We start from the raw sequence: 444 nt of genomic DNA, 5'->3' as shown, positions 1-444 counted from the left end.
ATTGAAGATTTCTCTTTTTGCCTCGGGCGTCCATAAATTATAAGTAGCAACCATAATCACCTCCTATAAAGCTAATCTGATCACCACCTATGGAAAACAAACCCATCCAAATGGCTGCCCCATGATACAACGCTATGCAATTTACCTTGCCTATTTCGTCTTGATCTTTAGACATTGATAAACCTTTTTATCTTATGGTAATGAAATTCATGGCAAATGCGTTTAACACGCAAAGCCAACACAGTTTTAAGCAGCGTTACCACGCAATGTGGAATGCTTTATCGAATCCGTATTCGCGTGTTTTGCTGCTTTAAAAATGCGACGGCGACTTTTGGGGTAGCGCTCAAAGAAGACTTGCTCAACGGGCAAGCCGATAAAATCGGCAATAGCACGTTCGGCTTTCTCATTGGGCCGTGTCCAGATATGTTGAACGCTGGATGAGGA

1 protein-coding gene is annotated in these 444 nt (G+C 42.6%); it reads right to left on the bottom strand.

Features of this window, described 5'->3' with window-relative positions:
• Positions 1–246 precede the first annotated feature (246 nt).
• Positions 247–444 (bottom strand): helix-turn-helix domain-containing protein (locus BN338_RS09515; RefSeq protein ID WP_039761625.1); only part of this gene is annotated, 198 nt, incomplete at its 5' end.

Source organism: Bartonella queenslandensis AUST/NH15 (genome assembly GCF_000312585.1).
Classification (GTDB): domain Bacteria; phylum Pseudomonadota; class Alphaproteobacteria; order Rhizobiales; family Rhizobiaceae; genus Bartonella; species Bartonella queenslandensis_A.
This window is presented reverse-complemented; position numbering and strand designations above follow the sequence as displayed.